At 62.4% G+C, this 24,752-nt stretch carries 18 protein-coding genes and 1 pseudogene; 6 read left to right on the top strand and 13 right to left on the bottom strand.

Annotated features, from left to right (window positions below; all coding sequences use genetic code 11):
• Nucleotides 1-59 precede the first annotated feature (59 nt).
• The 7 genes from modC to AC5ZGW_RS08910 all read right to left on the bottom strand — a co-directional run bounded on the left by modC (nucleotide 60) and on the right by AC5ZGW_RS08910 (nucleotide 5,554).
• Nucleotides 60-731, bottom strand: a complete 672-nt coding sequence (modC, locus tag AC5ZGW_RS08940; protein WP_130229469.1) for a molybdenum ABC transporter ATP-binding protein — start codon at nucleotides 729-731, stop codon at nucleotides 60-62.
• A gap of 2 nt (nucleotides 732-733) precedes the next feature.
• On the bottom strand, nucleotides 734-1,429 hold the full coding sequence (gene modB / locus AC5ZGW_RS08935) for a molybdate ABC transporter permease subunit (RefSeq protein ID WP_028163384.1): 696 nt from the start codon (nucleotides 1,427-1,429) through the stop codon (nucleotides 734-736).
• A 38-nt stretch (nucleotides 1,430-1,467) separates the two neighbouring features.
• Entirely contained in the window at nucleotides 1,468-2,253 is a 786-nt protein-coding gene (gene modA, locus AC5ZGW_RS08930; protein WP_130229470.1) for a molybdate ABC transporter substrate-binding protein, read from the bottom strand.
• A 210-nt stretch (nucleotides 2,254-2,463) separates the two neighbouring features.
• On the bottom strand, nucleotides 2,464-2,973 hold the full coding sequence (locus tag AC5ZGW_RS08925) for a hypothetical protein (RefSeq protein WP_130229471.1): 510 nt from the start codon (nucleotides 2,971-2,973) through the stop codon (nucleotides 2,464-2,466).
• A gap of 2 nt (nucleotides 2,974-2,975) precedes the next feature.
• Nucleotides 2,976-3,182 carry a TOBE domain-containing protein gene (locus tag AC5ZGW_RS08920; RefSeq protein ID WP_130229472.1) on the bottom strand — a complete coding sequence of 69 codons (207 nt, stop codon included), beginning with the start codon at nucleotides 3,180-3,182 and terminating at the stop codon, nucleotides 2,976-2,978.
• 220 nt (nucleotides 3,183-3,402) lie between these two features.
• Nucleotides 3,403-4,350, bottom strand: a complete 948-nt coding sequence (mepA, locus tag AC5ZGW_RS08915; RefSeq protein WP_165435530.1) for a penicillin-insensitive murein endopeptidase — start codon at nucleotides 4,348-4,350, stop codon at nucleotides 3,403-3,405.
• Nucleotides 4,351-4,561: 211 nt separating this feature from the next.
• Nucleotides 4,562-5,554: a Bug family tripartite tricarboxylate transporter substrate binding protein gene (locus AC5ZGW_RS08910; RefSeq protein WP_035689921.1), complete on the bottom strand. Its 993-nt coding sequence runs from the start codon at nucleotides 5,552-5,554 to the stop codon at nucleotides 4,562-4,564.
• Nucleotides 5,555-5,994: 440 nt separating this feature from the next.
• Here AC5ZGW_RS08910 and AC5ZGW_RS08905 point away from each other — a divergent pair, with 440 nt between their 5' ends.
• Nucleotides 5,995-8,211: a putative bifunctional diguanylate cyclase/phosphodiesterase gene (locus AC5ZGW_RS08905; RefSeq protein WP_130229474.1), complete on the top strand. Its 2,217-nt coding sequence runs from the start codon at nucleotides 5,995-5,997 to the stop codon at nucleotides 8,209-8,211.
• A gap of 101 nt (nucleotides 8,212-8,312) precedes the next feature.
• Here the strand turns inward: AC5ZGW_RS08905 and AC5ZGW_RS08900 are convergent, their stop codons facing one another.
• The 4 genes and pseudogenes from AC5ZGW_RS08900 to lepA form a co-directional block, all read right to left on the bottom strand.
• Nucleotides 8,313-9,485, bottom strand: coding sequence for an acyl-CoA dehydrogenase family protein (locus tag AC5ZGW_RS08900; RefSeq protein ID WP_130229475.1), 1,173 nt, complete (start codon nucleotides 9,483-9,485; stop codon nucleotides 8,313-8,315).
• A gap of 201 nt (nucleotides 9,486-9,686) precedes the next feature.
• Nucleotides 9,687-10,169: pseudogene (locus AC5ZGW_RS08895) on the bottom strand (elongation factor 4); the annotation flags it as partial.
• 26 nt (nucleotides 10,170-10,195) lie between these two features.
• Nucleotides 10,196-13,822 (bottom strand): SIR2 family NAD-dependent protein deacylase, encoded by a 3,627-nt coding sequence (locus AC5ZGW_RS08890; RefSeq protein WP_130231624.1) that lies wholly within the window; start codon nucleotides 13,820-13,822, stop codon nucleotides 10,196-10,198.
• A 397-nt stretch (nucleotides 13,823-14,219) separates the two neighbouring features.
• Nucleotides 14,220-16,031 carry a translation elongation factor 4 gene (gene lepA / locus AC5ZGW_RS08885; RefSeq protein ID WP_208829676.1) on the bottom strand — a complete coding sequence of 604 codons (1,812 nt, stop codon included), beginning with the start codon at nucleotides 16,029-16,031 and terminating at the stop codon, nucleotides 14,220-14,222.
• 202 nt (nucleotides 16,032-16,233) lie between these two features.
• On the opposite strand from lepA, the gene AC5ZGW_RS08880 reads away from it, so the two are divergent.
• The 3 genes from AC5ZGW_RS08880 to AC5ZGW_RS08870 all read left to right on the top strand — a co-directional run bounded on the left by AC5ZGW_RS08880 (nucleotide 16,234) and on the right by AC5ZGW_RS08870 (nucleotide 20,789).
• A complete protein-coding gene (locus tag AC5ZGW_RS08880) occupies nucleotides 16,234-17,868 on the top strand; it encodes a glycosyltransferase family 39 protein (protein ID WP_130226678.1) in 1,635 nt (544 codons plus the stop codon).
• A 215-nt stretch (nucleotides 17,869-18,083) separates the two neighbouring features.
• On the top strand, nucleotides 18,084-19,325 hold the full coding sequence (locus tag AC5ZGW_RS08875; protein ID WP_130226677.1) for an MFS transporter: 1,242 nt from the start codon (nucleotides 18,084-18,086) through the stop codon (nucleotides 19,323-19,325).
• 240 nt (nucleotides 19,326-19,565) lie between these two features.
• Nucleotides 19,566-20,789, top strand: coding sequence for an MFS transporter (locus tag AC5ZGW_RS08870; protein WP_130226676.1), 1,224 nt, complete (start codon nucleotides 19,566-19,568; stop codon nucleotides 20,787-20,789).
• Between the two features lie 130 nt (nucleotides 20,790-20,919).
• Here the strand turns inward: AC5ZGW_RS08870 and AC5ZGW_RS08865 are convergent, their stop codons facing one another.
• Nucleotides 20,920-21,414, bottom strand: a complete 495-nt coding sequence (locus AC5ZGW_RS08865; protein ID WP_028163396.1) for a VOC family protein — start codon at nucleotides 21,412-21,414, stop codon at nucleotides 20,920-20,922.
• Between the two features lie 95 nt (nucleotides 21,415-21,509).
• Entirely contained in the window at nucleotides 21,510-22,055 is a 546-nt protein-coding gene (locus AC5ZGW_RS08860; RefSeq protein WP_130226675.1) for a carboxymuconolactone decarboxylase family protein, read from the bottom strand.
• Nucleotides 22,056-22,206: 151 nt separating this feature from the next.
• On the opposite strand from AC5ZGW_RS08860, the gene AC5ZGW_RS08855 reads away from it, so the two are divergent.
• Together AC5ZGW_RS08855 and AC5ZGW_RS08850 are read left to right on the top strand one after the other, a co-directional pair.
• Nucleotides 22,207-23,391 carry an acyl-CoA dehydrogenase family protein gene (locus AC5ZGW_RS08855; protein ID WP_130226674.1) on the top strand — a complete coding sequence of 395 codons (1,185 nt, stop codon included), beginning with the start codon at nucleotides 22,207-22,209 and terminating at the stop codon, nucleotides 23,389-23,391.
• Nucleotides 23,392-23,572: 181 nt separating this feature from the next.
• Complete coding sequence (locus AC5ZGW_RS08850) at nucleotides 23,573-24,712, top strand: acyl-CoA dehydrogenase family protein (protein ID WP_130226673.1); 1,140 nt, start codon at nucleotides 23,573-23,575, stop codon at nucleotides 24,710-24,712.
• Nucleotides 24,713-24,752 lie beyond the last annotated feature (40 nt).

The following is a 24,752-nucleotide window of genomic DNA, read 5'->3' as shown; positions in this document are numbered from 1 at the left end:
CCTCATCCGGCGCTTCGCGTCACCTTCTCCCGCAAGGGGAGAAGGGAAGGTGACCGAAATCAATTCGAGCCTCCCGTCAGCACCTTTACGCCGCCGAACGCAGTCACCTCGCCACGACGCAGCATCACGATCTGGGTCGCGAGCTGGCGCAGTTCGGCGGCGTCGTGGCTGACGTAGACCATGGGTATGCCCTCGTCGCGCAGTCGGATCAGATAAGGGAGGATCTCCACCTTCCGCCCTTCGTCCAGCGAGCCCAAGGGCTCGTCGAGCAGCAACAGGCGCGGCTTCGACAACAGCGCGCGTCCGAGCGCGACGCGCTGGCGCTCGCCGCCGGAAAGTTTACCCGGACGACGGTCCATGAGATGGCCGATGTCGAGCAGGTCGGTGACGCGTTTGCGCTGCGCCGGATCATCCGGCAGGCGATTCATGCGGCGCCCGTAATCGAGGTTCTGCCGCACGTCGAGATGCGGGAACAGCCGCGCGTCCTGGAACACATAGCCGATGCGGCGCCGGTAGGGCGGCACATGCACGTGCGCTTCGGTGTCGTCGAGCGTCTCGCCATCGAGCGAGATGATGCCGCGGTCGGGCTTCAGCAGTCCCGCGATCATGTTGATCAGCGAGGTCTTGCCGGCGCCCGACGCGCCGAACAGGCCGATGACGCGGCCCTCGCTGGTGAAGGACGCAGAGAGCGTGAATTCGCCAAGGTGCTTGGTGACGTCGACACGGAGCATGGTCAGTTTCCGTGCAGCCGCTTCGTCGCGCGCCGCGCGAACCACTCTGATGCAACAAGCGCGCTCATCGCAAGAACGATGGAGATGATGACCAGCCGCGCCGCCGCAAGGTCGCCCTCGGGCGTCTGGATCAGCGAATAGATCGCCGACGAGATGGTCTGGGTCTCGCCCGGAATGTTGGAGACGAAGGTGATGGTCGCGCCGAACTCGCCGATCGCCTTGGCGAAGCCGAGCACCATTCCGGCGAGCACGCCCGGTAGCGCGAGGGGCAACGTCACGGTCAGGAACACCTGCCACGGCGCCGCGCCCAGCGTTCCGGCGGCCTGCTCCAGCCGCCGGTCGACGGCCTCGATCGACAGCCGGATCGGCCGCACGAGCAATGGAAAGGCCATCACGCCGCAGGCGAGCGCCGCACCGGTCCAGCGGAACGCGAAGACGATGCCGAGATGATCGGCAAGCCAGGCCCCGACGAGGCCGCGCCGTCCAAACGTGAGCAATAGCAGATAGCCGGTGACAACAGGCGGCAGCACCAGCGGCAGATGCACGAGCGCGTCGAGCACCGATTTGCCCCAGAAGTCACGGCGCGCAAGCAGCCACGCCAGCGCGATCCCTAAGGGGGTCGCGACCAGTGTTGCGACGATGGCGACCCGCAACGACAGCAGGATCGCCGTCCACTCGGTCGGCGAAATCTCGAACACGTGGGCTCAGATCATGCTTCCGCTTTTCCGGATCATGCTCAGGTCGTCGGCGTGATCAGGAACTTGAAGCCGTACTTCTCGAGGATCGTCTTTGCCGCCGACGATTTCAGGAAGTTGAGGTACTCGGCGGTCTCGGGTTTGGCCGTCGTCGTCGCCGCGACCGGATAGATGATCGCGGGATGGCTGTCGGCCGGGAAGGTGCCGACGATCTTGACGCCGGGCTCGACCTTGGCGTCGGTCGAATAGACGATGCCGAGCACGGCCTCGCCGCGGGCGACCAGTGTCAGCGCCGCGCGCACGCTTTCGGCCATAGCGAATTTCGGCTCGGCTGCTTGCCAGGCGCCGAGCTTCTCCAGCGCCGCCTTGGCATATTTGCCGACCGGCACGGCCTTGACGTCGCCGGTCGCGATCCTGCCGTCACCGGCGAGCTTGGCGAGGTCGAAGCCGGCGCCGATATTGACGTTGTCGATCTTGGAGTCCTTCGGCGCGATCAGCACGATGCTGTTGCCGAGCAGATTGACCCGCGTCGCCTCGTTGATGTTCTTCTGCTTGACCGCGTAGTCCATCCAGTCGGTGTCGGCGGAGACGAACACGTCGGCCGGCGCGCCCTGCTCGATCTGCTTTGCCAATGCTGAGCTGGCGGCATAGCTCGCATTGACCTTGACGCCGGTCTTGGCGGTGTAGGCGGCGTCGATGTCGTCGAGGGCGTTCTTCATCGAGGCGGCCGCGAACACGGTCAGGGTCTTTTCCTGCGCGTTCGCAGCTAAGGCGGCTGAAGACAGCGCAAGGACAAAGGCGGCGACAATTCCGGCAAGGCGGTTCATGGCAGGCGCTCCATCACGTCCGCATGCACGCGGACCGCGCGCACTTCGGGCGTTGGTTGAATCGGTAAGGATTGCGACAGACGGAAGCGCCGTTCCGGTGATCCCAACGGACTGACGGTCGGTCGGGGCATCGCTATGGCCAGACAATAAACAGGCCCGCGGCCCGGGTAAAGGCGACCCTTTGTGCATTTGCCCAGGCCTATTCGCCGCTCATTCCGCTGGCAGGATCGCGACCGAGATCGAATTCTCTTTGGCCCCGCTGATCTGCAGCACGAATGGGCTCGCGGAAAGCTCGAATTTCACCGTCTTGCGGATACCGTCGCAGTCGGTGGCGCCGCTGAATGCCTTGGGCTTGAGGAAGTGACCATCCTGCACCACGTCCAGCCATGCGCCGGACGACAGGCTGATCGTGTAAAGCCCGGCCTTGGGCGTAGTCTTGAAGCTGGTGAAGCCGGCAAAGGTGCTGTCCTTCGGCGCACGCTCCGGCGGCGTCGGCAGTTTTGCATCTGCCGGCGCCACCAGGGTCAGCGTGAATCCGCTTGCGGGCAAGGCCGCAAACTCGTTGCCTGAGGTCAATTTGGCGCGATCTGGCGCGGTCAGCGCGGCGCGCTCGCGATCGATCGGCCATTTGAACTTGTCGCAGCCGCTCGGTTCTTCCGCCGCAAGGGCGGGTGCGCTGCCGAGCAGCAGCAACCCAACCAGAACAGATGTCCGCCGCATGACTAATCCACCGCGATCATGACATCGGAGGCCTTGACCACCACGATCACCTTGCCGCCCACCTTGATGCCGAGATCGTCGACCGCCTCGTTGGTGATCGAGGACGTCATGACGGTGCCGCCGATATCGACGCGGACATGGGACGTGGTTGCGCCCTTCTTCACCTCGACGACGGTGCCCTTGATCTGGTTACGTGCACTGAGACGCATGATCGCTCCTCGCAAGGGTTGAATGCGCGCAGTCGTGCTGCGCCTATGTGGCTTTTGGTTGAAACGAGCGGGACCGTCGTCCCCGGCAGACGCCTTGCGCTTGCGGCGCTGGCCGATGCGACAATAGCCCATCAAGCCGCCGTGGGAATAGCGTCCTGACGAAGATGTTATCCTCGCGGGACAATGCGTAGCCCGGATGGAGCGTCAATCGAAGAAGATGTTACTGCTTCGCGTCCGGCGCGTTCAGCACCGCTTTGCAGGCGGCCGGCATTTGCGCCAGCGTCATTGGCGGCTTCGGCTTTGGCGGTATCGGCGGCGGCTTCGGATGCAGCACCGCATCGGAGAACCAGAAGTCGAAGTCGGAAGGCTTGCAGCCTTCATCCTCCGACTGCGACGGCTGTCCCTCGCATTCGCTGGCGCCGGCCGGGCAGCGCATGCGGATGTGGAAGTGATAGTCATGGCCCCACCACGGTCTGATCTTGGCGAGCCAGCTACGGTCGCCCTTGGCCTCGCGGCACAACGCCTTCTTGATCGCGGCATTGACGAATATCCGCTGCACGGCGGGCTCCTGCGCGGCGTCGCGCAGCACCAGCACATGGCCGGGGGTGAACACTTTGGGATCGACGTCGAGCCGGTCCGGCCGCACCATCATCACCGCCGACATGTCCTCGCGTTCTTCGCGCGACAGCCTGCGGTCGGGCATCGGCGTCAGCCAGACGTCGGCATCTAAACCGATCTGGTGGCTGGCATGGCCGCTCAGGGCGGGCCCGCCGCGCGGCTGCGCGATGTCGCCGACCAGGATACCCGGCCAGCCGGCATCCTTGTGTGCGTTTACCGACAGGCGCTTGAGCAGCGCGATCATGCCGGGATAGCCCCAGTTGCGGTTGCGCGACAGCCGCATCACTTGCCAGGTCTCGCCATTGATCGGCATCGGCGCCGCGCCTGCGAGACAGCCTTTGGAATAGGAGCCGATCACCCGCGTCGGCGTCGCCGTCGGCAGCACCTTGCGCGCGAACAATTCCTTGGCGCCGAGCTTGGGATCGTTGGGATTGGCGAGCGGCGGCAGCGGCTTCGGATTGACCGAGCCTCTGTCCTGCGCCGACGCCGCGTCGGCACCAAGCGATAGAGCTGCAAGAACCAGCAGGGTCAATATCGGGCGGGACGTCATGGGATTCACTCGAAGGGCAGTCAGGGTAACATGGATTCGATGGTCCGCGAGCCGCCGTGACATCGCAATTGGTTGATGGAGCTAAACTCCCTCTCCCGCTTGCGGGGGAGGGCCGGGGTGGGGGTATCTCCGGACTCTTCGTGTGGAGAGGGCCCTCACCCGGCGCTTACGCGCCGACCTCTCCCGCAAGCGGGAGAGGTCGGAAGAGCCTTCACTGCATCTCGATCTTGGCCGACTTGATCACCGTGCTCCAGCGGTCGACCTCGCTGCGCAGATATTGCGACGTCCGCTCCACCGAGCCGCCATAGATTTCCGCGGAGAGCTTTCGGAAGTTGGCCTGGATATCGGGCCGGGCCAGCACTTCGTTGACGTCGGCATTGATCTTCTCGACGATCGCTTTCGGCGTCCCTGGCGGCGCCACCATCGCAAACCAGGCGACCGCTTCGAAGCCCGGCAGCGTTTCGGCGATCGTCGGCACGTTGGGCATGGATGGCAACCGTTTGGGCGAAGCCACCGCCAGCAGCTTGAGCTTGCCGGCCGTCACCAGCGGCAGCGTGACGCCGAGATTGTCGAACATCAGGTCGACGTCGCCGGCGAGCAGGCCCTGCAGCGCCGGCACGGTGCTGCGATAGGGAATCTGGCGCAGCTTCACCTTCGCCATCGTCTCGAACAATTGGGAGCTCAGATGCGACGTTGTCCCGCTGCCGAGCGTGGCGGCTGTGAGCCCATCGGGGTTTGCGCGCAGATGATCGATCAACTCCGCCACGCTGGACGCCTTGATGCCGTTCGGGCGGACGAAGATCGCGTTCGGCACCTGCGCCATCACGACGATCGGCTCGAACCTCGCCGGATCAAAGCGGAGCTTGCGAAAAAGGTTCTGGTTGATGACGAGCGGCGGCGGTGGCGCGGAGAGAAGGGTGTAGCCGTCGGGGTCGGCATTGTAGACCTCCTCGGCCCCGACGTTGCCGGCTGAACCGATCCTGTTCTCGATTACGATCGGCTGGCCCCATTTGCGCGACAGCCAATCCGCCACCAGCCGCGGGACCGCATCCGCGGTGCCGCCGGCAGAGAATGGCACGATGATCCTGACGGTGCGGTCCGGGTAGTCTCCGGCAGCGCCGGGACCACACGTCAGCAGCAGCGCCAGCGTCGCCGCCAAGAGAGTGCTGATGGTGAGAGATCGATTGTGCGTGCTCTGGCGCATCGGGTGCCCTCCCCAAGGCGATGCTTGCGCCTCGTCCCCTGGAGCGGAGGATAGCCTGAACCGGCAGGCGCCCGAAGCCTTTTTGGCGGCAGCAGATGCCGCCGCCTCGTGATTGGTTCGATGCAAGCTCGCGGCTTAACCGGGTACTAACCCTGTCGCGGAATGACGCAATTTCGTGCGGAATACGCGCCATTGGTGCATCCGCAGCATCGCTACCCGGATCGCGGGAAAATTGGCTGCGCGCGCTTGGTTGATTTGCCCGTTGGATTTGCTTCTCAGCCCCTCCGAGCCGCCCACCGGTATTCAGAGATGCGGACGTCCGCCTCCTAAACAGGCAGCTCGGAGTCCGGCTCTATTCTGGAAACCGGCGGAATACACCATTTTTTCAGACACTTATCGGAGAACCATCCGCGGCGGGAGTGCGTGTGGGCGAAAAGTCGATGCCGAAGATGCGGCCAAGAACGGCTAAGAAACTGAAGCGTAAGGTGGCGGCGAGAATTCCCGGCCGTCCCGTCAAACCCGATCCGAAGCTTGCAAGTGGCAGGCGGCGCGTTCCATCCGAGATCGGCGAGATCGTGCGCAACCGCGCCGAGACTGAAGCGGCAATCGCGGATGCGCGCCGCTCCAACGAACGCCTGCGCGAGGCGATCGACATCCTGCCGCAGGGCATCGTGTTCCTCGACGCCGAAGGCCGCTACATCCTCTGGAACAAGAAATATGCGGAGATCTATAGCCGCAGCTCCGACCAGTTCGAGCACGGTGCGCGGCTGCAGGATACGCTCCGGGTCGGCGTCGCGCGCGGCGACTATCCCGAGGCGGTCGGCCGCGAGGAGGCGTGGATCGCCGAGCGGCTGAAGAAGCTCTATGAGCCCGGAGAGCGGCATGAGCAGAAGCTCGCCGACGGCCGCGTCGTCTTGATCGAGGAGCGGCTGACGTCGGATGGCGGCGTCGTCGGCCTGCGCGTCGACATCACCGAATTGAAGCAGCGCGAGGCGTCGTTCCGCCTGCTGTTCGACGGCAACCCGGTGCCGATGATCCTCTGCTCGCTCGACGGCGAGCGAATCCTTTCCGTCAACGATGCCGCGGCCGAGCATTACGGCTTCAGCCGCACCGAATTTGAGAAACTGACCATCCGCAGCCTGCAGGCATTCGATACCGAACTGCCATGGATCGGCGGCCGCGGCGGCGACGAGCAGGCGGCGCGGACCTGGAAGCATGTGCGGGCCGACGGCACGCTGATCGATCTTGCGATCTATTCGCGCGAATTGATGCATGGCAACCAGCCCGCGGTGCTGCTGGCGCTGATGGACATGACCGAGCGCAAGCGCGCCGAGGCGCGGCTTGCCTTCATGGCCCAGCATGACGGGCTCACGGGGCTGCCCAACCGCAATCTGCTCCGCCAGCAGATGGACGACATGCTGCTGCACACCCGCCGCAGCGCCGAGAAGGTCGCGGTGCTGGTGCTCGGGCTGGACAATTTCAAGGCCGTCAACGACACGCTCGGCCATGGCGTCGGCGACAAGCTCCTGCGCGGGGTCGCAAAGCGCCTGCGCTCGACCTTGCGCGAGGAAGATGCGCTGGCCCGTCTCAACTCCGATGAATTCGCGATCGTCCAGAGCGGCGTGTCGCGTCCGGAGGATGCGGTGCTGCTCGCGAAGCGCTTGCTGGAAGCGATCGGCGAACCCTATCTGCTCGACGGCCATTCCATCGTGATCGGCGCCAGCATCGGCATTGCGATGTCGCCCGGAGACGGTGACGAATCGGAGAAACTGTTGAAGAGCGCCGACATGGCGCTATCGCGCGCCAAGAGCGAATTCCGCGGCACCTTCTCCTTCTTCGAGGCCGAGATGGACGCGCGCGCCCAGACCCGCCGCAAGATCGAGATGGATTTGCGCGACGCGATCCAGAACGACGGCTTGCGGCCGTTCTACCAGCCGCTGGTCGATCTCTCGAGCGGCCGCATCACCGGCTTCGAGGCGCTGGTGCGCTGGCCGCATCCCGAGCGCGGCATGATCTCGCCCGGCGAGTTCATCCCCGTGGCGGAAGAGACCGGCCTGATCAATCCGCTCGGCGGCTTGATGCTGCGGCGCGCCTGCATGGATGCCGCGCACTGGCCCGACGATGTCCGCGTCGCCGTCAACCTGTCGCCGCTGCAATTCCGCACCGGCAATCTGTTGTCGCAGGTAACGGAAGCGCTGAAGTATTCCGGTCTGCCGGCGCGGCGGCTCGAGCTCGAGATCACCGAGACGCTGCTATTGGAAAAGAGCAGCCAGGTGCTGGCCACGCTGCACGCGCTGCGCGCGCTCGGCGTGCGCATCTCGATGGACGATTTCGGCACCGGCTATTCCAGCCTCAGCTATTTGCGCAGCTTTCCGTTCGACAAGATCAAGATCGACCAGTCGTTCGTGCGCGACCTCGGCTCCAACCGCGATGCGCAGGCGATCGTGCGTTCGATCATCAGCCTCGGCAAGGGCCTCGGCGTCACCATCACCGCGGAGGGAGTCGAGACCGAAGCCGAGCTGAGCTGCCTGCGCGCCGAAGGCTGCCACGAAGGCCAGGGTTTCCTGTTCAGCCGCGCCAGGCCCAATGCCGACATCGTCAGCCTGCTGCAGGCGCAGCGCGGCGGGACGAACGACGAAGCCGCGCTGGTAGCGTGATTCCAAATCTCTCAACTCCTCATTACCAGCGAAGCGAAGCAATCCCTAGCGCCACGCGCTGAGACATGGATTGCTTCGCTTCGCTCGCAATGACGAATTGCTCACCGCGTCGTTGGCGATCCCGCGAGATTGCCTGAGAGGATCGCGCGGCCGGCGTCCTCGTAATTGACGTCGCGGGCCTGGATCTGCTGCGCGATCGCGTGCATGTCGCGGAAGCGGCGCTCGAACTTGTTGGCAGCGAACACGGCTGTCGCGCCGGCCATGTGATAGGCGGTATCGACCACGGATGCCGATTGGTGGATGGTCCAGGTCGAGGCGACGCGCAGCGCCACGCGATGGCCTTCGGTCAGGGAAACGCCGCGTTCGAGATCGCGCCAGACCTCCGCAGCAGTCGTATAGAGATAGGCGCGCGCAGCGCGCAGGCTTGCCTCGGTGCGGCCGATCAAACCCTGCACGGCATTGTTCTCGCGCATCGCCTTCAACCCTTGCGGCGTCTTGCCGCGCGAAAGCTCGATCGCCGCATCGAGCGTGGCGCGCGCCACACCGAGCGCGGTCGCCGCAAAGCCCATGCCGAACACCATGTTGGTGGAAAGCTTGTACAGCGGGCCCCCTTCGCGCAAGGCCGAAGGATCGTCGCGCAGCGCCGCGAACTTCTCCGGGATGAACAGATTCGCCACCGAATAGGAATCGGTGCCGGTGCCCTTCAGCCCGATCACGTCCCAGACGTCGTGCATCGTGGCGCTGGCCGCCGGAAACAGGATGGTGCGGATTTCCGCCGAGCCGTCCGGCTTCTTGCGCTGCGTACCATCTTGTTCGACCACGCGCACATGCGCCCCCAGCCAGCTCGCCTGCCGCGAGCCCGAGGCAAAGTCCCAGCGCGCATTGGCGAGATAGCCGCCTGGCACCGCCTTCACCTCATGCGCGATCGCGCCCCAGGCCAGAATGCCCGGCGCGACGTTGAAGATCTCGTTCGCCGCATCAGGCTCGAGATAGGCCGCGGTCATCGCGCAGACGCTGCATTGGCCGAGGCACCAGGCAGTGGAGGCATCGGCCTTGGCGATCTCCTCCTGCATCTGCATGAACGCTTCCAGCGTCGCCTCGGTGCCGCCGAAGCGTTTCGGCAGCAGCGCCCGGTACAGCCCGTTGTCGACCAGTGCCGCCGTCACCGCGCCCGTCAGCCGCCGCGTCCGCTCGATCTCGTCGGCATCTTTTGTGATCAACGGCGCCAGCGCACGCGCCTTCCCGGCGAGATCGAATCCTTCCACCTTGCTCATGCGTTTCCTCGCTGTTGTTGTTTTGTTGAGCGGGAACGCGATGGTGGCTTATCTGTGGGGGGAGGGCAAGGTGGTCGAGGCACTCGCCGCCGTCATTCCGGGGCGCGCGTAGCGAGAACCCGGAATCCATCGGGCCGCATAGTATGTGGAGAAATGGATTCCGGGCTCTCGCTGCGCGAGCCCCGGAATGACGACAGTGCCTCAGCTATCCACCTTCAGCGCGGCAATGAAAGCTTCCTGCGGGATGTCGACCTTGCCGAACTGCCGCATCTTCTTCTTGCCTTCCTTCTGCTTCTCCAGAAGTTTTCGCTTACGCGTGATGTCGCCGCCGTAGCATTTGGCGGTGACGTCCTTGCGCAGCGCGCGCACGGTTTCGCGGGCGATCACCTTGCCGCCGATCGCTGCCTGGATCGGGATCTGGAACATGTGCGGCGGGATCAGTTCCTTCATCTTCTCGACCATGGCGCGGCCGCGGCCCTCGGCGCGGGTGCGGTGCACCAGCATCGACAGCGCGTCCACCGGCTCGCCATTGACCAGGATCTGCATTTTGACGAGATCGGCCGGCTTGTAGTCGGTCAGATGATAGTCGAACGAGGCGTAGCCCTTGGAGACCGATTCCAGCCGGTCGTAGAAATCGAAAACCACTTCGTTGAGCGGCAAATCGTATTTCACCATCGCGCGGGAGAACGGCAAGTTATATCGAGTCCCTGTTATACAGAGGCGACCTGCCAAGGTGGCGCATATCGACGGTCATGACGACGGCCAGCATCCGTCAGGACCTGCTGTATGGCTTGTCGTTCCCGCGGATCATCTTTGATCGATTGAGCATATGGCAACACTAGCTCGGCTATGAATTGTTCCGTGGCGATCTCGCCTGGCGACGGATGAGGCTCTAAGTGTCCGTTGACGTAAAGGTCCAGAAGACGTTTCCCTGAACTGGGCGTTAAATCGTCAGTAGTAATGCCCATCATACGCGGGACAATTAGCCCGAGTACAAAGTCTCTTATCGAACTTTTGCGGTCGTTGGCCCAGCGAATGATCTGAACGTGATCAGAGATGGGCATTGCCCGAGCCAAATAGCTACAGGCCGCACCGAGGGAGAAATCATTGGGCCATTCTTCAATCGAAAAGTGGCTGTGTAGTAATGTGATCCAATCGTGTAGCCGGGTTATCTTTATCGGAAGTTTATCAAAACTGTATTTGAAGAACGCATCCGCCAGAAGTCCCAATGTTGAATGCGTATTGCTTTTGAGAGATTCAAGTATCTCTGTTTCATCAACATCGATAACGTAGTGATCGGCCATCGTACACAAAGCCCGCTCAATGGACGTCAAGGCTGCGCCGGGCTTTGGTGCCTTTAGAAGTATTTTTTTGAAGACGGCGCTCGCCCTCGTTGGAGACAACAACAAGCGCAATACGCGCGCAACTGAGGCATTCTTTTCAATGCGGGAATGATCCGTGATCGCGGTACGCCAATCCTGATTGCGTGTTACAAGGCAGCGAGTTAGCTCTAGCGCCCATCGAACATCCTTGTCATCAGAGCGCAGCGTGCCGATCAATATTTCAAGGCGCCGACTCGTGTAGGGGAGCGTCCACCACATCCACGGTCCTTTGCCATAAACCATCCCCAAGTAGAGAGAGAAAACGGCTTCCGGCACATGTCGATCGAATTGACTGGCCAAATACCGCTGAACGGCAATGTCGTCTTCGACGTCTCTTATTCCGTTGCAGATTGAGCCACGCAGGGTTGCCGATCTTCCCCGAGACCAAGCGAGCAGCCTATCCCGGGAGCTCTTGGAAAGTCCCCCAATGACTGCTTCAAGATTGTATCGCGCCAAGCGCCCTTCGTCCGCACCGCTTGGATCCTTGTTCGGTCGAACAGTCCTGTCCGAAGCCGCTAGGATTTCCAAAAATTCCTCTAGAATTTGGTCCTCAATTCGGGCGCCTAAGGTCGGACCAAAATGATTGATGAAATTGAAGTCTAGTTCTCCCCTGCAAACTCTTTCCATCCAGTGCCGCAGTTCTGCGTCGGGCATTTGATAGGCAAGCAGAGCCGCGGCCCAACCTCCTATTGCGTCACCTCCAACTGTCAATGATCGCAACCTCGGCAAGGCCTCATTCGGAGGGGTCGAATCTTCGAGCGATTCAATGAAATCGTACTGTTGCTCGTCCGGAGGAGGGTATTGAGCCACTAGTTCGAAGAGTGTCGACCAAACGTGAACCTTTCCAACCTCTGCGGCTCGCGCCAACCTGGCGGCTACTTCAGGATCAATAAGATAGACCTCTCGCAAGAATGTCTGGCCTTCAGGCTCGTCCAGCAAGGTCGAGGCCCAAGCGACTGCGTTGTCCCATCGTCGTACGGATAAAACATCTGAAAGCCTTGCGCCGCCGCGACGCCAGTTCGCCAAAAGAAAAAAGGCGGCTAGAAATTCTGCGACCGACCTGTGTACGAATCGAACGTGGCTGTCAATTTCGGAAACGAGAATTCCCGCATCGACGAGGCGCTCGATGAGCCACCGGTTGTCTTGCGTTCTCTTCGATGGTCGCTTCGACTTGGCGAGCTTGCTTGCGGCAGTTTCGATCGGAATCGTATCGTAACCACCGGACAAAACATCAGCAGCGAGCGCCGAAAGATGATCAAAAACCTGATCCGTCCATTCCTTCCCTACCGCTCGCTCTAAAGCTTGATCTAGAAGCTTCGAAAATAGAGCGGGCGTCGAAGTAATATCTCTGTTCAGACCGAGAAGACGTCGGCCCTGAGCCAGAGTAAAAGGAGTCTTCAGAGCCTCAAACAGATCAGGTGTTATTTCTTCCTTTGTTCTTCCAAGTTCTTCCAAATTTTTGATGACGATCCCTTCAGCCAATGGCTGAACAAGGAAGACAGGGATAGATGGATCAGAAATAAGGTCAGCTCTTCTCGTACCAAATTGAATGCTGACATTCTTGAGTTTCGATGCCACTGCTTCAAGATTTGATCGCCAATGTCCAGACTCTAGGTGCTTAGCAGGCATCTCATCTAGGGAATCTACAATCAAAATAACCTTGTGGGCTTGTGAAACTCTTTGCAAGTCAAGCGATGCAGGCGCTGTTGCCGCAATGAGCGGGCCAAAATCGCCGCGGTACAAGCGGGCATCCAGCAAGATCGGCACGACTGGCGGTTCTCCGTCTGTAGAATTCTCTAGGCTCCAGTTGAGAATTTTTTGACCCGCCCGCGAAAGTCGGTCAGATATGGAGAAAGATTTGCCAGACCCAGCTGGACCTTGCAAAACGAAGGGATCGGTACAGCTCTCAAGCAAGTGGGAAAGCCTTGATCCATGAAACTTTCTGACCTGCTCGGGAACTCGATACTGATCGCGCCAACCTTTGAGGAGGACACGGACCGGAAAAGAGACGGCGGATGCGGGTGTGATCAGACGTGCCGCGTAACGAATGAGATCATTGCTGTCATTCATGCCTTGTGACAGGCGAGGCCCTCTTTGAATTTTGAGATTTCTGGCTACGTCGTTTGAAAGAGATCGCAACAGAGCAAGAAGCTCTCGATGGTCATTTCCCTGTTCGCTTGTGGGATATCCAAAAACGCGCAGTCGATACTGGCGCCAGTAGTATTCAACGAGTTCTTTGCTGGCATCTGCAATTATAGCGTAGAATTCTCCTGCGTTGCCGTTGTAGCGTTCCTTTAGCGTTCGAAGCAGGAGCAACATGTCGGGGTCACGCAAACCATAACCAATAAATAGAATTGGACGGCTTACGAACAAAGTTTCGAGTACCGGCCTGACTAGATTTGACGCGCCTAACAAGATGCGATCGTAGTGTGTTGAGGCGAGCACCAGGCTTTCTGCTTCGGCGAGATCGCCGTGGGGCTTAAAGACAAATCGATTCGCGCTAGCCTTCTGAATGTCGGCCAGCTCGGCAATTTGCCTATTAGTCACTGTCCGAAATGAGCCTAAACGGCCTTCAAGCCCCAGTTGCTGTTCAATAAGATTGTCGAAATTGGTGGTGACGAATCGCTCTGGGCCAAGATTCGTCAGAAGGCGATGAATTTCGTGAGGCTTGGCATCGGCGAAGCCCAACTCTTTCCTCAAAGTGGTAGCGATTTCCAGCGGCGTGATTACATCCGCCAGTTTATCGGCAGCGTCTAAAAGATTCCCCCGAGCTAGCGCATCGCGGGCAAGCACAGTGCTTCCATTTCGACGTTCGCACGCGGCTATCAAGCCCAAGAGGAGCTGGTTCCAAGTCGGAAGATTTGACCACGTGGAAATGCCTGACCCAACGAACAGGACGCAATCTGCATGGGTCAAAACATCAACAAGCGCAGATTTTTCAACGGCAAACGACATCCTTGACCCTTCGGAATCGATCAACCGTAAGGTGCGTAGATCAAGGTGGCAAGCCCAGCGTTTTGGTATAGCGGGTTAGCTGGTCACGTTCGCAATGACGGCCTGGATCAGCTATCTATCCTTAGCGCTGCAATGAAGGACTGCTACCGGATGTCGACCTTGCCGAACTGCCGCATCCCCTTGCCTTCTGCTTCTCCATAAGTTTTCGCTTACGTGTGATGTCGCCGCTGTAGCTTTGCGATGATGGCCCTGCCAAGCAACGCGAGACAATAAGGCGTCCCGAAGGCAGTCACCGCCTGCTTTGCATGGGGTTGTTTTTCGATATTTTGTTGTCCGGTCCCCAAAGCCTCAGACTGGACCTGATCTCGCCATGCCCCTGGCGGGTTGGGCCTCTGCCTCAGCTATCCACCTTCAGCGCGGCAATGAAAGCTTCCTGCGGGATGTCGACCTTGCCGAACTGCCGCATCTTCTTCTTGCCTTCCTTCTGCTTCTCCAGAAGTTTTCGCTTACGCGTGATGTCGCCGCCGTAGCATTTGGCGGTGACGTCCTTGCGCAGCGCGCGCACGGTTTCGCGGGCGATCACCTTGCCGCCGATCGCTGCCTGGATCGGGATCTGGAACATGTGCGGCGGGATCAGTTCCTTCATCTTCTCGACCATGGCGCGGCCGCGGCCCTCGGCGCGGGTGCGGTGCACCAGCATCGACAGCGCGTCCACCGGCTCGCCATTGACCAGGATCTGCATTTTGACGAGATCGGCCGGCTTGTAGTCGGTCAGATGATAGTCGAACGAGGCGTAGCCCTTGGAGACCGATTTCAGCCGGTCGTAGAAATCGAACACCACTTCATTGAGCGGCAAATCGTATTTCACCATCGCGCGGCTACCGACGTAGGTCAGCTCCTTCTGCGAGCCGCGGCGGTCCTGGCACAGTTTCAGCACGCTGCCGAGATATTCGTCCGGGGTGAGGATGGTGGCCTCGATCCAGGGCTCATCGATCTCGGCGATCTTGACCACGTCCGGCATGTCGACCGGGTTGTGGATCTCGATCTCGCTGCCGTCGGTGAGCTTCATCTTGTAGATGACGCTCGGCGCAGTCGCGATCAAATTGAGATCGAACTCGCGCGACAGCCGCTCCTGGATGATCTCCAGGTGCAACAGCCCGAGGAAGCCGCAGCGAAAGCCGAAGCCGAGCGCGGCCGAGGTCTCCATCTCGAACGAGAAGCTGGCGTCGTTGAGGCGGAGCTTGCCCATCGCCGCGCGCAGGGTTTCGAAATCGTCGGCGTCAACAGGGAACAGGCCGCAGAACACCACCGGGATCGCCGGCTTGAAGCCCGGCAGCATTTCCGACACCGGCTTCTTGTCGTCAGTGATGGTGTCGCCGACGCGGGTGTCGGCGACTTCCTTGATCGCCGCAGTGATGAAGCCGATCTCGCCGGGACCAAGTTCGTCCACCTGCTGCATCTTCGGCGTGAAGAAGCCGACGCGCTCGATGTCGTAGGCTGCGCCCGTGCCCATCATGCGGATGCGGCTGCCCTTCTTCATCACGCCGTCGACGACGCGGATCAGGACGACCACGCCGAGATAGACGTCGTACCAGCTATCGACCAAGAGCGCCTTCAAGGTGGCATCCTTGTCGCCCTTCGGGGGCGGCAGGCGGGTGACGATGGCCTCTAGCACATCAGGCACGCCGAGGCCGGTCTTGGCCGAGATCATTACGGCGTCGGAAGCGTCGATGCCGATCACGTCCTCGATCTGCTGCTTGACCTTCTCGGGCTCGGCCGCAGGCAGGTCGACCTTGTTCAGGACCGGCACGATCTCGTGGTTGTTGTCGAGCGCCTGGTAGACATTGGCGAGCGTCTGCGCCTCGACGCCCTGGCTGGCGTCGACCACCAGCAAGGAACCTTCGCAGGCCGCCAGCGACCGCGAGACTTCGTAGGCGAAGTCGACATGGCCGGGCGTGTCCATCAGGTTGAAGATGTAATCCTTGCCGTCCTTGGCGCGGTACTTCAGCCGCACCGTCTGCGCCTTGATGGTGATGCCGCGCTCGCGCTCGATGTCCATGGAATCGAGCACCTGTTCCTTGCCCGCCATCTCGCGATCCGACAGGCCGCCGGTCATCTGGATCAGGCGGTCGGCCAGCGTCGATTTGCCATGGTCGATATGGGCGACAATGGAGAAGTTGCGGATGTTCGGAATAGGGACGGTCGTCATGGGGCGCGAGATAGCATTCGCACCCCGAAGCGGCAACCACATTGCGGAAATTTGAGCCGGTTTTGGTTGGTTTTGGCGGGTGTTTCTGCCGATTGTGGGTCGCTGCGGCAAACGGCAGCGGCGGGGAAACTCTCTGGCGCCGGTCTCCCATAGTCACGCCAAGCTGATTTCATTCGCCCGTAAAACAGGCTAGGCAGGGCCCATGGCGACTGCATCAATCCTGCCCGCGGCGGCGCGCGCAAAACGGAAGTTCTCTATCCCCCGCCTGGCGGCGTGGCTGGTGGCGCGCGCAACCGATCCCGTCACCGGATTATGGTTCGTCACCGCCTTTGCGCTCGCCCATGCCGTGCTGTGGACGCTGATCCTGGTCAATCTGAAGTCCGCGCAGGACATCCATATGGACGTCGCGGAGGCCTTTGCCTGGGGCCAGAAATTCCAGCTCGGCTATGGCAAGCATCCGCCGCTGTCCGGCTGGGTCGCCGGCCTCTGGTTCCGCATCTTTCCGGTGACGGATTGGGCGACCTATGCGCTGGCGATGGCGGTCATCGCCGTGAGCCTTATCGTCTGCTGGTTGATCGCGCTGCGTGTCGTCGACCGCCGCCGCGCCTTCTTCGTCGTGGTGACGCTCGCGCTCTATCCGATCTTCAACTTCAAGGGCTACAAGTACAACGCCGACCTGTTGCAGCTTGCGACCCTGCCGCCGGTCGTGCTGGCCTATCTCTACGCGTTCGAGAAGCGCACTGTCATTTCGGGCGTCTGGCTTGGCCTTGCCGGCGCGCTGGCGCTGATGACCAAATATTGGGTGCTGACCATGATCGGCGCCATCGGGCTTGCGGCGCTGATCCATCCCGAGCGCCTTCGCTTCCTGGCTTCGCCGGCGCCGTGGGTTGCGATCGCAACGATGATTGTGGCGATGATTCCGCATATCGTCTGGCTGAGCGAGACCCATTTTGCGCCATTGACCTATGCCGGGGATGTCTACAGCATCGACAATCGCGCGGTCAGTCTGTACCTCGTCAACGGCTACATCGCCCACAATCTCGGATTGCTCGCCGCCTGTATCGTGCTGGCGGCGCTCGCGCTCGGCTGGGGCGCGCTGGTGCGGCGGCCGTCGACCTTGTTCACGCGCAACTGGTCGCTCGGGCCGAATCCCGGCGTCAATCTCTCGCAGGCGCTCAATGTCTGGATCATCCAGATCATCGTCGCGATCGGGCCGCCGCTCGGCGCGCTGTTTTTCGAGATCTATATCAAGACCGACTGGGGCATCTCGCTGTTCTTCCTGACGCCGCTCGCGCTGGTCGCGATCCCCTGGCTGCGGATCCCCAGAATGGCGCTGTTTCGGATCAGCGCGATCTGGCTCGTGATCAGTATCGCCATGCTGTTCGCGTCGCCGACCATTGCCGAGCGCGAGCTTGCCGCCGATCCGAACAGCGTCGCGAAATACGGCGCACGTGCCGAGCTTGCGCGCGAGCTCACGGAGGCCTGGCACCGCAAAGCCGCCTCGCGCTGGGCCGTGGTGGCGGGCACCACGGAGGTGATCATGCCGCTGGTGTTCTACAGCCCTGATCATCCAGCGCCGTTCACGCCGGGCGAAATCTGGGGCGCGGGCCTCACCAGCGAAGCGGAAGCCAAGCGCCTCGGCTTCATCGGCGTGTTCGATCCCAATGACGGACGCCTGCCTGCGTTCGAGAGCTGGATCGACAAGAACGCGCCGCACGCCGAGCGCCTGATCATGACCACACGCCGCTTCGTCCACGGCCACCCCGGCCCCTCCGTAAGCTGGAAGGTCTACATCGCGCCGCCGGTGCCCTCTGTGCCCGATCGCCCGAAATCGTAGGATGGGTAGAGCGAAGCGAAACCCATCATTCGCACTGCTTGCTCCGTCGCGATGGGTTTCGCTTCGCTCTACCCATCCTACAGGCCTTGCTGTTTGCACGGCGCCCCCCGCATAACCTCGGTCCATTTGCGCTGGTTGATCGGGCGGCGTCCGCTCTCCATAGTGCGCCGGCAACAGCGAGGTTCCCTGCCGGGCGCCTTGGAATGGGAACGTCGATGAGTGCCATATCCAGCGATGAGATCGCCGACGACGCGCGGGCGCGCGCCAATGTGCTGCGGCTGGCTGCGGCGCAGGCGCTGACCGGCGCCAATTCGGCCGTCATCTTCGCGACCGGCTCGATCGTCGGCGCGACACTGGCGCCCGACGTTTCGCTCGCGACCGTGCCGCTGTCGATGTATGTGCTGGGGCTTGCCGCCGGCACGCTGCCGACCGGCGTCATCTCGCGCGCCTATGGCCGCCGCACGGCCTTCATCATCGGCACCGGCTGCGGCGCGCTGACCGGCGCGCTCGGCGCCTTCGCCATCCTGCACGGCGCTTTCTGGCTGTTCTGCCTTGCGACCTTTCTCGGCGGGCTCTATGGCGCGGTGGCGCAATCCTATCGCTTCGCCGCCGCCGACGGTGCCAGCGCCGCGTTCCGGCCCAAGGCCGTATCCTGGGTGATGGCAGGCGGTGTATTCGCCGGCGTGCTCGGTCCGCAACTCGTGCAATGGACCATGGACATCTGGCCGCCTTATCTCTTCGCCTTCAGCTTCCTGATGCAGGCGTTCGTCGCCCTGGTCGCGATGGCGGTGCTGGCCGGCGTCGATGCGCCAAAACCGGCCGCGGTCGACCTGCATGGCGGCCGGCCGCTACTCGAGATCGCGCGGCAGCCGCGGTTCATCGCCGCCGCGCTGTGCGGCATCATCGCCTATCCCATGATGAACCTGGTGATGACGTCGGCGCCGCTCGCCATGAAGATGTGCGGCCTTTCCGTCAGTGATTCCAATTTCGCGATCCAGTGGCACATCATCGCGATGTATGGCCCGGGCTTCTTTACGGGCTCGCTGATCGCCCGCTTCGGCGCATCGCGCATCGTCGCGTTCGGCCTGCTCCTGGAGGCGCTTGCGGCGGCGATCGGGCTCTCGGGCCTGACCGCGCTGCACTTCTGGGCGACCTTGATCGTGCTCGGCGTCGGCTGGAATTTAGGCTTTGTCGGCGCCTCCGCGCTGGTGCTGGAGACGCATCGGCCGCAGGAGCGCAACAAGGTGCAGGCGTTCAACGATTTCCTGGTGTTCGGGACGATGGCGATCGGCTCGTTCTCGTCAGGCCAATTGCTCGCCAATTACGGCTGGTCGGCGGTGAATCTCGTCGTGTTCCCGCCGGTGGTTCTGGGGCTCGTCGTACTGTGGATCGCCTCGTTCGCGAAGCGGCGGGCGAAATTGCGCGCCGTCGATGAGTTTCCGGAACCGAGTCTTTAGAGCATGATCCGGAAAAGTGGACGCCGGTTTTCCGAACAGACCATGCTCAAGACCGGGACTTGCTGACAACTGCTGACAGTTCGATCGTGGTCGAAATGATGATCTTGTAGGCCCTGCTAATAGTGGTTCGTCATGGCCGGGCTTGTCCCGGCCATCCACGTCCTTGGCGGCCAGGAAGAACGTGGATGCCCGGGTCAAGCCCGGGCATGACGGCTAACGGACAAACGACAAGCAAGAATCGTGGACGCATCAACTCACACCAGCACCGACGAGGCCGCGCTCCGCTACGACGGCTGGCGCATCGTGCTGGTCTGCTTTCTGCTCGCGACGTTCGGCTGGGGCCTCGGCTTTTACGGTCAGAGCGTCTACGTTGCCGAGCTGCAGCGCCTGCATGGCTGGCCGGCGTCGCTGATTTCCTCCGGCACCACGTTCTTCTATCTCGCGGGTGCGGGTCTGGTCGTCTTCGTCGCCGAAGCGATCAAGGCGTTCGGTCCGCGGAGCTGCCTGGTCGCGGGAACGATCGCGATGGCTGCGGCGGCGGTCGCGATCGGGCAGGTGCGCGAGCCCTGGCAGCTCTATCTTGCCGACGCTGTGCTCGCCTTCGGCTGGGCCGGCACCAGCCTTGGCATGATCACCAACACGCTCGGCCTGTGGTTCGACAAGAAGCGCGGCATGGCCATCAGCCTGGCGCTGAACGGCGCGAGCTTTGGCGGCATCGTCGGCGTTCCGCTGCTGATCGCCGGCATCGGCTATTTCGGTTTCTCCGGCGCGATGACGGCGGCGGCGATCGCGATGGTCGCGCTGATGGTGCCGGTGATCCTGGTCTTCGTCGGCCGGCCGCCGGCGCATATCGGGGCGGTGGCATTGTCTGCTGCGGGAGGGCCGTCACCGACGCAGATCCGCGCCCGTGCGCTTCGCGATCTCGGTTTCCTCTCGGTCTCGATTGCATTCGCCCTGGTGCTGTTCGCCCAGGTCGGCTTCATCGTGCACCTGATCTCATTCCTGGATCAGGTGATCGGCCGCGAGCGCGCGGCGGTGGCGATGGCGCTGCTGACCGCGATGGCGGTGGTCGGGCGCGTGAGTTTCTCCTTCGTGATCGACCGGCTCAATCAGCGCTTGGCGTCGGCGCTGTCCTTCGTCAGCCAGTCCGTGGCGCTCCTCGTCATCATCAACCTGCGCAGCGATTGGGCGCTGATTGCGGCCTGTGCCGTATTCGGCTTTTCGGTCGGCAATCTGATCACGCTGCCGGCCCTGATCGTGCAGCGCGAATTCGACCCGCGCTCGTTCGGCGTATTGGTGAGCCTGGTCACCGCCATCAACCAGATCACCTATGCGTTCGGTCCAGGCGTGGTCGGCCTGCTGCGCGATGTGTCGGGGAGCTACACGCTGCCGTTCTACGGCTGCATCGTGCTCGAACTCATCGCGGCCGTGCTGATCATGCTGCGGGGACGCGCCAATGCGTAGCTACACGCACCACGCACGCCGACCTCATCCTGAGGAGCGGCCTTCAGGCCGCGTCTCGAAGGATGGGCCACGGGCGACATAGGGGCCTCATGGTTCGAGACGGCGCTGCGCGCCTCCTCACCATGAGGGGTTAGATTTCCCGTTGCCGCAGCAAATCCTCGAGATCGAGCCGCTTGGTGAACATCGCAAGCTTGCCGTCCGGCGTGCGCGGCCATTGCTCTTGGGGTCGGTCCCAGTAGAGCTCGACGCCGTTCTCGTCGGGGTCGCGCAGGTACAGTGCCTCGCTGACGCCATGGTCGCTGGCGCCGTCGAGTGCGATACCAGCGCTGAGCACGCGGTGGAGCGCGTCCGCGAGCGCAGGGCGGGTGGGGTAGAGGATCGCGGTGTGGTACAGGCCGGTGGTGCCTGATGGCGGCGGGTGCCCGCCTTTGCTCTCCCAGGTGTTCAGCCCGATGTGGTGATGGTAGCCGCCCGCCGAAATGAACGCAGCGCCGGAGCCCAGTCGCTGCTGCAGCTCGAAGCCGAGCACGCCGCAATAGAAGCCGAGCGCGCGATCGAGATCGGCGACCTTCAGGTGCACATGCCCGATCCGTGTGCCGGCGATGATGGGAGGATTTTGCGCCATGGTGCTGCTCCGGTTAAAGGCAGTATGTAGCGATGATCCGAACCGCACGGAACCGGCCTGTCCGGAAACCCTGTGTTTCCGGCGGCGCTCCTGGCTCACGCCAGCTCCGACACCTCGCCGTCGGGCAAGCCGAATTCGAACGTGTTCAGCGTCATCGACACCATCGTGTAGTAGCCGCAGAGCCCGATGATCTCGACCACGCCACGCACGCTGAGCGTCTCGACGGCTTGGTCATACAGCGCCTGCGACAGTCCATGGCCTTCGTGCAGCGATTTCGCCACGTCGTAGATCATGCTGGCCTTGGAGTCGTCGAATTCCGGCGTGCGGCGGTCGCGGATGGCATCGATGATGTTCGGGTCGAGGCCGCCCTTCAGCGCGAGGCGCTTGTGCGCCCACCATTCGTAATGCGCGGTGAAGTGGCGCGCGGTGACGAGGATCGCGATCTCCGAAAGTTTTGGCGGAAACATCGTGTTGAAGCGCAGCATTTCGCCGAGCCGCGCGCCGTGCCGCGCCATTTCCGGGCTGTTGAGCCAGGCCATCATCGGCGCCGGCGCGGAGCCGCGCTTGCCGGCGATCGCCTCGTCATAGGTCTGTTTTTGCGCCTCGTTCATTTCGCCAGGCGAAAGCAGCTTCAGCCTCATGTCCGTTTCCTCTTGTTTTTCAATCGTTAGGCCAGCAAGCGAATACACCCGTTCCGGCCTCGCGGCCACCGGCGCCAGGCGCAGGGAGATATTGAATTCCACGGTCCGGCGGCTAAGGTCGTTTCAACAATTCGTCAGATGGAAACGCGCCATGGCCGATCTTGAGAAATTCCGCAGCGAAACCCGCGCCTGGCTGGAGCAGAACTGCCCGCCGGAGATGCGCAAGCCCATGACCTCGGACGGTGACACGTTCTGGGGCGGCCGTAATGCAAAGTTCTCCTCCGAGCCGCAGCGGGTCTGGTTCGAGCGGATGCGCGACAAGGGCTGGACGGTGCCGCATTGGCCGAAGGACTATGGCGGCGGTGGGCTCGATGGTGAGGAAGCCAAGATCCTGCGCCAGGAGATGACGGCGATCGGCGCGCGGCAGCCGCTGACCTCGTTCGGCATCTCCATGCTCGGGCCGGCGCTCCTCAAATACGGCACGGAGGAGCAGAAGAGAGAGCATCTGCCCAAGATCACGGCCGGCCTGATCCGCTGGTGTCAGGGCTATTCCGAGCCGAACGCCGGCTCCGACCTCGCCTCGCTGCAGACGCGGGCCGACAGCGACGGCGATGATTTCATCATCAACGGCCAGAAGATCTGGACCTCCTATGCCAACTATGCGGATTGGATCTTCTGCCTGGTGCGCACCGATCCCGCTGCGAAGAAGCATGACGGCATCAGCTTCATCCTGTTCGACATGACCTCGAAGGGCGTGTCGACCAAGCCGATCCTGTTGATCTCAGGCTATTCGCCGTTCTGCGAGACCTTCTTCGACAATGTGCGGGTGCCGAAGTCGCATGTTGTCGGCACCATCAACCGCGGCTGGGACGTTGCAAAATATCTGCTGCAGCACGAGCGCGCGATGATCTCGGGGATGGGCGAGCGCGGCGTCGGCCGTCCGCTCGGCCAGATCGCGGCTGATTCCATCGGTGCCGACGCGCAGGGACGGCTGGACGACGCGGTGCTGCGCAGCCAGATTGCGAGCTTCGAAATCGATGAAGCAGCACTCGCTGCGGCCGCCGAGCGCGCGGTTGATCTCGCCAAAGCGGGGCAGGCGCATCCGGCATTTTCCTCGGCGATGAAATATTACGGCACCGAGCTCAACAAGCGCCGCTACGAGATCCTGATGTCGGCCGGCGGCATCGATGCGCTGGAATGGGAAAGCGAGCGCTCCCGCGGCGGCGCGCGGCCGCGCGCCTGGCTGCGCACCAAGGCCAATTCGATCGAAGGCGGCACGTCGGAGGTGATGCTCGGCATCGTCGCCAAGCGCATCCTCGACCTGCCGGGAGCTTAACTTCACCTCTCCCTGAAAGGGAGAGGTCGGCGCGCTCGGCAGCGCACTTGCGCGCCAGAGCGCGACGGGTGAGGGTCAGCCACAGACACGGAGCAAGCGGCAGACCCCCACCCAACCTCCCCCTTGCAGGGGGAGGAGTGCAACGGAAACATTCATCGTCTCAGGTTTTCGGATTCAGTCTATGGCCCTCATCCTCACCGAAGAACAATCCATGCTGCGCGACAGCGCGCGCGGCCTCATCAGCGACAAGGCGCCGGTCTCGCATTTGCGCCAATTGCGCGACAGCAAGGACGAAACCGGCTTCTCGCGCGAGCTCTGGAAGACCTTTGCCGAGATGGGCTTCTCCGGCCTGTTGGTATCAGAACAATTCGGCGGCAGCGGGCTCGGCGCGGTCGAGGCCGGGATCGTGATGGAGGAGATCGGGCGCACGCTGATGCCGTCGCCGTTCCTTGCCACGTCCGTCCTCGCCGCCTCGGCGCTGTCGCGCGGCGGCAGCGAGGCGCAGAAAGCGCAGCATCTGCCCAAGATCTCCGACGGCTCGCTGCTGGCCGCGCTCGCGGTCGACGAGGGCGCCAAGCATCGCCCGCTGCAGACCAGCATACAGGCGGTACGCAGCGGCAACGGCTTCAAGCTGAATGGCGACAAGGCGCTGGTCGTCGACGGCCACACCGCGGGTCTGTTGATCGTCGCGGCCCGCACGGCCGGCAGCGCCGGGGAGAGCAACGGGGTGACGCTGTTCCTGGTCGATCCCAAGGCAAAGGGAATTGCGACCGAGCGCACCATCATGGTGGACTCGCACAACGCTGCGCGCATTGTGTTCGATAATGTCGAGGTCAACGCCGACAGCGTATTAGGGGAGGTTGATCAGGGTTATCCGCTGCTCGAAGGCGTGCTCAATATCGGCCGCGGCGCGGTCGCGGCGGAAATGGTCGGCCTGAGCGAGGAGGTGTTCGGCCGCACCGTCGCTTACCTGAAGGAGCGGAAGCAGTTCGGCAAGCCGATCGGCGAATTCCAGGCGCTGCAGCACCGGGCCGCCCAGCTCTATATCGATATCGAGATCACGCGCGCAGCGGTGCTGAAGGCGTTGCAGGCGCTCGATGCCGATGCCGCCAATGCCGGCAGCGCGGTCGCAGTTGCAAAAGCGCGCGCTGGCACCACGGCAACGCTCGCGGTGCAGGAAGGCGTGCAGATGCATGGCGGCATGGGCATGACCGATCAGTTCGACATCGGCTTCTTCATGAAGCGCGCCCGCGTCTGCCAGGAATTGTTCGGCGACAGCAATTTCCACGCCGATCAGTTGGCGAGGGCGAAGGGGTATTGATGGAGTTACCCTCATTGCAATGAGGGTGGGAGCCAATGCT

Source organism: Bradyrhizobium sp. Crot121 (assembly GCF_059512385.1).
The sequence above is the reverse complement of the archived record's forward strand: the minus strand, read 5'-3'. Positions and strand labels throughout refer to the sequence as shown.